General features: G+C 69.5%; 6 protein-coding genes. 2 read left to right on the top strand and 4 right to left on the bottom strand.

Annotation, left to right across the window (positions count from 1 at the left end; all coding sequences use genetic code 11):
• The first annotated feature begins 203 nt into the window (after nucleotides 1–203).
• Complete coding sequence (locus tag QM633_RS08575; RefSeq protein ID WP_415153333.1) at nucleotides 204–2,240, top strand: hypothetical protein; 2,037 nt, start codon at nucleotides 204–206, stop codon at nucleotides 2,238–2,240.
• Nucleotides 2,241–2,247: 7 nt separating this feature from the next.
• Complete coding sequence (locus QM633_RS08580) at nucleotides 2,248–4,575, top strand: hypothetical protein (protein ID WP_415153334.1); 2,328 nt, start codon at nucleotides 2,248–2,250, stop codon at nucleotides 4,573–4,575.
• On the opposite strand, the gene QM633_RS08585 is transcribed toward QM633_RS08580, so the two are convergent.
• The 4 genes from QM633_RS08585 to QM633_RS08600 all read right to left on the bottom strand — a co-directional run.
• Entirely contained in the window at nucleotides 4,559–4,837 is a 279-nt protein-coding gene (locus QM633_RS08585; protein ID WP_415153335.1) for a hypothetical protein, read from the bottom strand. The genes QM633_RS08580 and QM633_RS08585 overlap by 17 nt on opposite strands.
• Before the next feature lie 374 nt (nucleotides 4,838–5,211).
• Entirely contained in the window at nucleotides 5,212–6,189 is a 978-nt protein-coding gene (locus QM633_RS08590; protein WP_415153336.1) for a hypothetical protein, read from the bottom strand.
• A gap of 34 nt (nucleotides 6,190–6,223) precedes the next feature.
• Nucleotides 6,224–7,642 carry a hypothetical protein gene (locus tag QM633_RS08595; protein ID WP_415153337.1) on the bottom strand — a complete coding sequence of 473 codons (1,419 nt, stop codon included), beginning with the start codon at nucleotides 7,640–7,642 and terminating at the stop codon, nucleotides 6,224–6,226.
• A partial coding sequence (locus QM633_RS08600; RefSeq protein WP_415153338.1) for a hypothetical protein occupies nucleotides 7,639–8,240 on the bottom strand: 602 nt, incomplete at its 5' end. The genes QM633_RS08600 and QM633_RS08595, both read right to left, overlap by 4 nt.

Consider the following 8,240-nt stretch of genomic DNA (forward strand, 5'->3'; position numbering starts at 1 on the left):
AACCGACGGAAGAGCCTACCGAGGAACCGACCGAGGAACCGACGGAAGAGCCGACCGAGGAACCGACCGAGGAACCGACCGAGGAACCGACCGAGGAACCGACCGAGCCCGAGGGTGGCAGCGAAGACACCGAAGAAGACCCCCAGTGAGGCTAGGCGTCTCACCACACAGTCAGCACCCAACCAACGGAAAGTGAGCAAGTCATGCCTGATTACCTGAGCCCAGTCGGCGCCGTCTGGGGGCCCGACTTCGTCGTCGTGGCCGTGAACGATGAGAACGGGACCCTGTACCAGCTGCAGGTCTACCCCGATGCCAACAACGAGGAGCTGCGCGCCGCCGGGCGTCCCCAGCAGTTCTACTGGAACCCTGCACGGGTCTACCTCGCGAAGAAGCAGACGCAGCCCGCCGACTTCGACTTCGGCATGACGGTGTTCAAGGGCCTGATGACGGGGGACACCACCATCGGCCTGACCGACGACATGCTGGTCGGCGGCGCGGCAGAGGCCGGCGGCGGGTTCTGCACCTTCTCGACGACCTTTGCCGTGCCCCCGTCCGTCATCAAGAACGCCATCGCCGTGCTCAAGGCTGGTGGGCATTCGACGCCCGTCTCACGCATTGCCAACCTGTTCGGGCGAGGGGCGGGCGACCCGGACCCGCTCCTGGGAATCATCCCGATCATGAAGAACAACGTCACGATCGAGATCCCCAACCTCGCCGGCGCGGCGGCCGGCACCAAGGTGCCGATGTTCCTCGAGGCGCAGGGCATGGGCAAGGGCAGCGTCGAAGCGCAGGGCTTCAGCAGCTTCCTGGTGACGGCGAACCAGTTCGCCGCCGGCGCCATCGCCGGCTCTCTGGAGAACGGGATCTCGCCGTTCACGGTGCACTGCAACCTCACCGAACAGGTCTACATCCACGCGTGCCAGATCCAGGTCACCGTCAACGCCCGCAAGTGCTACGACCAGATGTCCGGGGCGCTGAGCGCCGGCGGGTTCCTCGGGATCGGTGAGGCCAGCCTCCAGTACGCCTATTCGAAGATGGTCACCGCGGGCGGGGTGCGGACGAAGATCACCATGAATGGCGCAGCGATCACGCCGGAGCTGCAGGACTGGATCATGAAGAACGTCACGGACATGAAGACGACCGCGATGAACCTGCTCAAGGACGAGATCTTCGACTGGAAACCCCGTGAGGACGCCCCGGCCACAGCGAGCCGCGGTCTCTTCTCGAGCATCTTCGGTGGAGCGTCGGTGTCACTCAAGGCGAGCACCCAGATCAAGGAGGTCGAGTTCACCGACACCCTCGAGCTCGACACCACCATCGCGGTCGAACACACCATCGCCGGCGACCTGAACGACCTCGAGCCGGCCATCAAGGCCGACGTGAAGAAGTACCTCGCCATCGTCGACATCGGTGACCACTTCAAGAAGGTCCAGGTTGCCGGCGCGAGCATGGTCGACTTCGCCAACAACGTGGGCGGCAACACCAAGGCTGACCCGCTGATGTCGGTGCAGCTCGAGGTCTCGTACCCCGACTTCACCGATCCGCTCACCCCAGACGGCAAGCCGAATCTGGTGACCCGCGGCGAAGGCTTCCACTACAAGATCGCGGAGGAGAAGCCGGCGGGGGGCGTCAGCCTCGCGGCCTGGACCAAGGCCAACCCCGACGATGTCGTCAACATCTCCTTCCTGCGGCTGGAGGACGACCTCGCCGAATGGCCGGCCGACCAGGTCAAGCTCCGCAAGACCCTGTCGTTCAACGGCGAGGATCCTCGGGTCGACCTGTCCAACGGGACGAGCCAGTTCGTCGTGGAGCAGACCGGGACGTTCAAGGCGCCCAAGATGACAGCGGACGAGGCGGGTTACGTCTTCGTGCATTTCATGCTCGACCGGCCGCTGCCGACGGAGAACATCTCCGCCACCATCACGGCGACCATCGGGTCCCGCACGGACACCCTTGTCTTCACGGCTGCGAACCAGAACGACGTGATCTGGCAGATCTGGTCGGACAAGTTCCTCGATGCCACCGAGTTCAGCTACACGATCACGGTCGACGTCGCGGGCGCAGCGTTCACAGACGACCCGGTCTCCTGGTCGATGGACGCCCCGAAGACGGTGCCGCTTCCCGCGGGACGCGCGAAGCTGATCGATCCGCTGAAGATCGTCATCCCCAGCGTGCCTGCGGACAAGCGCGAGCAGGTGAACAGCTACATCGCCGCCTTCCCGCCCTTCATCCCGGAATGAGTGGGAGATGCCTTTCGAATCCCTGGCGCCGTTGCGGCGGTTGTCGCCATCGGCTGTGAGCCTTGCGCAGAGTTCCACCCACTTCGTGGTCTCTGACGCCCTGCTGCAGGTGATGGGGACGACCGTCGCGGTGGGGCAGGCCACCGGCGTCCCCGACGTCCAGAGCCGCAACGGTTCGCTGTTCGCCTCGGTCGGCGAGGACCGCCAGTGGTACCTGCCCGAGTTCACCCTCGCGGCGGCGCCGGACACAGCCTTCGGCTTCACCGCCGCCCAGCAGGGGGTGGACGCCAACGGCGATCCCTTCAATGTCGCGACCGTCACCCTGGGGGTGGAGCAGAGGGAACCTGCAGACGTCACGGCGTTCCGGGAGGCGAATCCCGACACCCAGGTCGACCCGATCGCGTTCACGTCGCTGGCGGCGACCCTCTCGCTCACCTACACCAACCCGGACGGGACGGCGGCGAACAAGGAGGTCAGGGGAGCGCTGGCGGGAACCCCGCTCACCTTCACCGGGACGCTGCTGGGACCCGACGTCCTGCTCGCGTTCTCTGCGCTGACGGCGACGGCCGGCGCGTCCTTGAGCGTGACGTACTCCTACACCGTCGCGACCTTCCAGCCCGCCTCCACCGATGACGGGGGCGGGGGGCGTGGCCGCTGGCACGAACGGGCCTGGGAGGTTCCGTGGAAGGAGCGCCGGCCGGTCCCGCTGGGCGTGATCGAGCCGGACTCGCCCGATCCGGTCGGGCCGGAGGTGCTGCGGCTCACACCGCTCGACAGGCTGGGCGTCGGACGGGTGTCCCTGCGGGACGCGGCGATCGCCCGCGCGGGAGAACCCGAGGTTCCGCCGGCGGATGTTGCCGCGATGACGGTGGCGGCGCAGCCGCTGGCCCTTGCCCGGCACCTGCCGTTGACCAGGCGGGCCGTCTCCCCTGTGGATCGGCTGCGGCTGTCACCAGCCGTCGCGGAAGTCGTGGTCGCCGGCCCGGTGATCCCGGAGCCGAGCGGGACCTGGGTGCGGACGGTCGCAACCGGAACCGTCACGCTGCCGATCGCGGACAGCTACGGTGCGGTGTCCTACCGGCCGCGCTACCTGCTCACCGCGGGCGGGACGAGCCGGGTGATCATGACCACCGAGGACCTGTCCGAGTTCGAGCACCGGCAGAGCGAGTTCGTCGAGCTGTCTGCGCTCGGCCAGATCTCCGACCGCTACCCGACGTTGCGCGCGATCTACCTCGGTCGCGTGAGCGGCACGGTGATCGCCATCCCTTCGCGGTACGGCCTGGTCCGTACCGCCGACGGCATCGCCGCGGCCTGCGATGCCGTGCTGGACCCGTCGCCGGCATCGAGCGGCTGTCGCTTCCACCTGACCTTCGGCCTGGCGCCGGACGTGGCTCCTGCCGATCTCGCGGGTCTCGCGCAGGAGTTGTCGCAGCATCCGGAGGTCTCGGCGCTGGTGAAGAGGGTGAGTGTGCCGAGCCGGCTCGCGCCGCTCAACCCGGTCGGGCTCGCGAACGCCGGCATCAGTGGGCTTGCTGCGGCGAACGGTGCCGAGCCGGGGGCATTCCTCGTGGACTTCGACGTCGTCGACGACGCGGTGCCGGCGATCGCTTCGGTCAATCTCCTGATGCGCCAGCTCTCCGCGACACCGGTGCCGACGTTGCTCGGCCAGCTGTCGTTCGCGCTCGATGATGCGTTCCCCACCCCGGTGACGAGCACGGTTGTGCTCGCGTTCTCGACCACCGTCGGCGAGGACGACCTCGTCGTCGTGACCGGTGAGGCCGGGGAGTATCGCCTGAGCAACGCGGGCCCGGTGCCGCTGCGGGTCACCAGCATCACCGCTCAGGCGGACGGGGGTGGCTCGACCACCTCAGCTGTCGACGTCGTGATCCCGGCGGAATCCGCCGTGGACGGACCGGCCGTCGCAGGCACCATCCTGGGCGTGCAGGCCTCGCTCGTCGAGCCGCAAGGCGGCTTCGACAAGGCCATCAGCGACTACATGCGGATCACCGTCATCGATGTCCAGCAACTCCGGATGACGGTGGGCGTCAACGCTGCGGGCGCTCTCGCGGGCTCCATCGTGAAGCTCGACGTGACCGCGTCCCTGCAGGGCATGCCCGGTGTCGCGCTGCCGACGATGACGCTCACCCCCGCAACGTCGATCCAGCAGATCGTGTGGCAGGTGCCGTTGACCGGGGGACTGCTCGGGTTGCCGGCCGACGTCACCGTGCACGTCACTCAGGCGGATGGGGCGGAGTTCGACGTCACGCTCAGCCACGACTTTGCGGAGGGACCGATCCTCACCCTCGGGGTGGAGGACCTCAAGCCCTCATCCTGAACCCCTTCGGCTGACCCTCTGACTTCCACACCGGGGCCCGGTTTTGGTGCCCTGCCAGGTCGGGGATCTTGTTGATGATGCCGGCGGTGTCGTCGTCGAGTCTGGGTTGGGCGGTGACTTGCTGGCCGGCGAGGGTGATCGTGACGGCCTGGAAGGTGGTGGGCGCGACGTGCCGCGGCAGGTCCGGGCCGGTGTAGACGGCCTGGTGGCGACCCGAAGCTAGCTTGCGGATCGACCCGAACTCACGGCGTGCGCTCGCCACTGGAGGGTTCGATCTCCGCTCCACGACGTGCGAATGTGGTGCACAGGGGTCTCTCGTGCGTCCTTCTGGCCCGTTGCGCCCAACCGTCCCGAGGACAAGTTCCCTAGTGAGCAAGCCTGAACGCTGGTGGGGCGGGCGGGGCTCGAACCCGCGACCCAGGGATTATGAGACCGTATCGGCCGTTTCCTGCGGTGTTTCTTGGTGCTATTCCGTGTCATTCTGAGCGGGAAAGTCGCGGCCTTTGTGCCGGTTGGTGTCGGCGTGTTTCAGGCGGTGCTAACGCGTTGCGTAGCACGGGCGTAGCAGAGCGAGGGCCGGACGTGCCGAGGCCCCGCACCCGTTGGTTGGGATACGGGGCCTCGGCGGTTGTCGGGTCACGGCTTGGTTGCTTCGGGGGTGTGTGCCTCGGAGAGGAGGTCGGCGTCGCGCTGGCGGAACTGCTCGCGGATGCTCTCGCCGGCGAGCACCTGGTCCAGTTCGTCGGTGGTGAGCTTGCGGGCGGTCTTGCGCACCCTGTCGCCGCCGTTGTCCTTCCACACCTTGAACCCGCGCTGGAGCCGGTGGGCGTCCTGCATCGCCTGGCGCTGGCTGACGGCCAGCCGGGGCCGTCCGCCGCACTCGACAGCGAGGGCGTACCCGTCCTCGTCCGGCTTGGTTTCCAGCGCCTTGGTGCGCTGTACGAGCCGAATCCAGGCGGGCATGCTGAACTCCCAGTAGGTGCACCAGTTGGCGGCCACGTCCCAGTGGTAGCCGGGCAGCGTCGGGCCCCAGGCCAGGAGCCGGTCGTGCGCCCGGTAGAGCGGCTCGGCGAGCGGTGTGAGCCGGTCGCGTTCGGCGCCTGACAGACGGCTGAGGTGGTTCAGGTCGTCCGCGTTGGCCTCATAGAGCGCGGAGAGCGTGCGGACGAGGTTGGGAAGGTGCTGCTCGATCAGCAGGTGGGTGCTGCCGTTCAGCTGATCCATGGCGGGCTCGAGCAGGGTTTCGGCGCTGGTCTGCCTCTCGCGCTGGGCGACAATGGTGGCGTAGCGGTCGGCGTAGTCGTCGGCGTCCAGGTCGCCGGTGCCGAAGTCGCGGGGCGGGGCCTGCCGCAGCTCGGCGAGCCGTCGGTACAGGGTCATGTTGTGCGCCAGCTCGACCACCAGCGCGCCGGGCACCCCCAGGCCGAGCTGGGCGAACCAGGCGAACAGTTCTCCGAGGCCGGGCGAGTCCATCTGGACGCGGGTGAACGGCGGCTTGGTGTAGAACCCGCGGGCGTCCACGATCGCGCGGGCCACGTCGTAGGCGGTCGAGGCGGGCACGTCGGGCAACGGCTGGCGGGACAGGTCCGCCAGGGTTTGGGTTTCGGTGGTCATGGTTCCTCCTGTTGGTGTGGTTGAGGTCGAGGGTTCAGCCGAGGTCGTAGGTCTGGTCGGGGCCGCGCCAGGCGTCGGGTTGGTGGGTCTTGGCGAAGGTGAGCATCAGGGCGTCAGCCCGGTCCGGTGAAGGCTCGCCGCGGGCGCGCATGGCCTCCTTGGACTCGATCTGGATGCGGCCCTTGGAGTCGAGCTTGTAGCGCAGCCGGGCGAGCTGCTGGGCGAGTTCGTCGTCCTCGGGCGGCAGCGCCAGGCCGCCGGCCTCCAGCCACTGGCGCACCCGCCAGTAGGCCTCGGCGCGGACGTTGGCGAAGTGGGTCGGGTCGTCGGCGCTCGCGGCCGCGATCACCGGGAACACGGGCAGGCCCCGCTCGTACAGCATGTCGGTGACCCCGCCGCCCACCCCCGTGTCGTCCACCATCACCGGGGCGCCCATGTGCTCGACCAGCCGGTGCAGCTTCCCGGCCGTCTCGGTGAGCGCGGCACCGCGCAGCGTCTCGGCGACCTTCACGAACCCGCCGGCGCGGATCAGGATCACGGTCGTGTCCGAGCCGAACCGGGCGATATCGGCGCCGATGCGGCTGTCCAGGCCGTAGCCGAGCCGCGCCGGGGCCTCGGCCCACAAATCCTGCGCCCGCTTGATCCATTCCCAGTCGATCAGGGCGTCGGCGTCGGTGGCCGGGAACTCGCCAAGCACCCGGGAGCGGTACACCGGCGAGTGCTCGCCCCAGCCGCGTTTGGAGTCCTCCACCCACGCCCGCGACGGCAGCACCGCCAGCAGCTCGTCGGACACGTCCTCCCCGGTGAACGCCGGCGAGTCGAGCACCGAAATGTGCACCGTCGACCAGCCCGAGCCGGGCTCGAACACCCGCTCGAACGGGCCGCCCCGCTTGTCCGGGTTCCCGATCGCCAGCTCCCGGCTGGTCTCGGAGGTCACCACGCCCGCCACCGCGTCCCACAGGGCGCCGGGCAGGCCAGCGGCCTCGTCCAGGACCGCGAGGACGTGCCGGGCGTGCAGGCCCTGGAACGCCACCTCGTCGGAGTCGGCCGGCTTCTGCCCGATCGCCACGAGCTGGCCGTCGATCCGCCATGTCGCGTCCAGCCCGATCGTGCCGGGCAGCCCGAGCCGGGAGTGCAGCCGGCGCAGTTCGCCCCACAGGATCGCCGACACCTGCCGGCCGGTCGGCGCGGTCGTCACCACCAGGGCCTCCCCGATCGGATGCGCGGTCACCCACCAGGCCGCGAGCAGCGCCGCCGTGAACGACTTCGACACGCCGTGCCCGGCCCGCACCGCGGTGCGCCGGTGGTCCCGCACCGACGCCATGACCTCCCGCTGCTTGCTCCACAGCTCGACCCCTTGAGCCTCCGCCCACGCGATCGGGTCACGGCTGGCCGAGGCCGAGTCGTACTGCTCGCCCAGCGCCGCCAGGACGGCCGCCCACACCTCGCTCACCGCTGCACCTCCCCAGCGACCACCGTGAGGGCCGGACGGCCCCCAGCGCGTCCAGGGAAGGCGCCCAGCGGCGCCTGCGGGGCCCGTGGGCGTGCAGCCGGGACCGGGGCAGGGCCGGGCGGCGTGAGCAGTCCCAGCGCGTCCAGGGCCTCGGCCATCGCCTCGGGCAGCCGGGCCTCCTGCGCCTCGGTCAGGTCCAGGAACGACAGCACGCGGGCGATCACGTCCACCACCTGCCGGGCCTGTGCCTCGGCCACCCGCTCCGCCTGCCGAATGCGCAGCTCGTCCGCCTTGGACGACACCACCACCGATGCCGCCTTGCTCGCCCGGTCGATCCATGTCCCGAGCAGGTCCAGCGCCGTCGGGCCGATGTAGTCCGTGCCCATGCCTACCGACTGGAGCCGCAGCAGGACGCGGTGCGCGCTGGTCATCGCGTGCAGCAGCACCTCGGCGGGGCTCGCGTCCGCGGGCAGGGTGGGGTCGGCCTTGGCCTCGGCCAGCAGCTCGGCCTCCGCGACCCGCTGCTCGCGCTTGGCCCGCACCTGCGGCGCCGCGCCGCCGTGCACCCAGCACACCCCGCCGCCCCGGACCAGGCGGC

It is taken from the genome of Propionicimonas sp. (assembly GCF_047606205.1).
Lineage (GTDB): Bacteria > Actinomycetota > Actinomycetes > Propionibacteriales > Propionibacteriaceae > Propionicimonas.

Bases quoted from the DNA above. Each gene is read 5' to 3' on its own strand.
- QM633_RS08580 (WP_415153334.1), top strand. From the start codon at position 2,248: ATGCCTTTCGAATCCCTGGCGCCGTTGCGGCGGTTGTCGCCATCGGCT.
- QM633_RS08575 (WP_415153333.1), top strand. From the start codon at position 204: ATGCCTGATTACCTGAGCCCAGTCGGCGCCGTCTGGGGGCCCGACTTC.
- QM633_RS08590 (WP_415153336.1), bottom strand. From the start codon at position 6,189: ATGACCACCGAAACCCAAACCCTGGCGGACCTGTCCCGCCAGCCGTTG.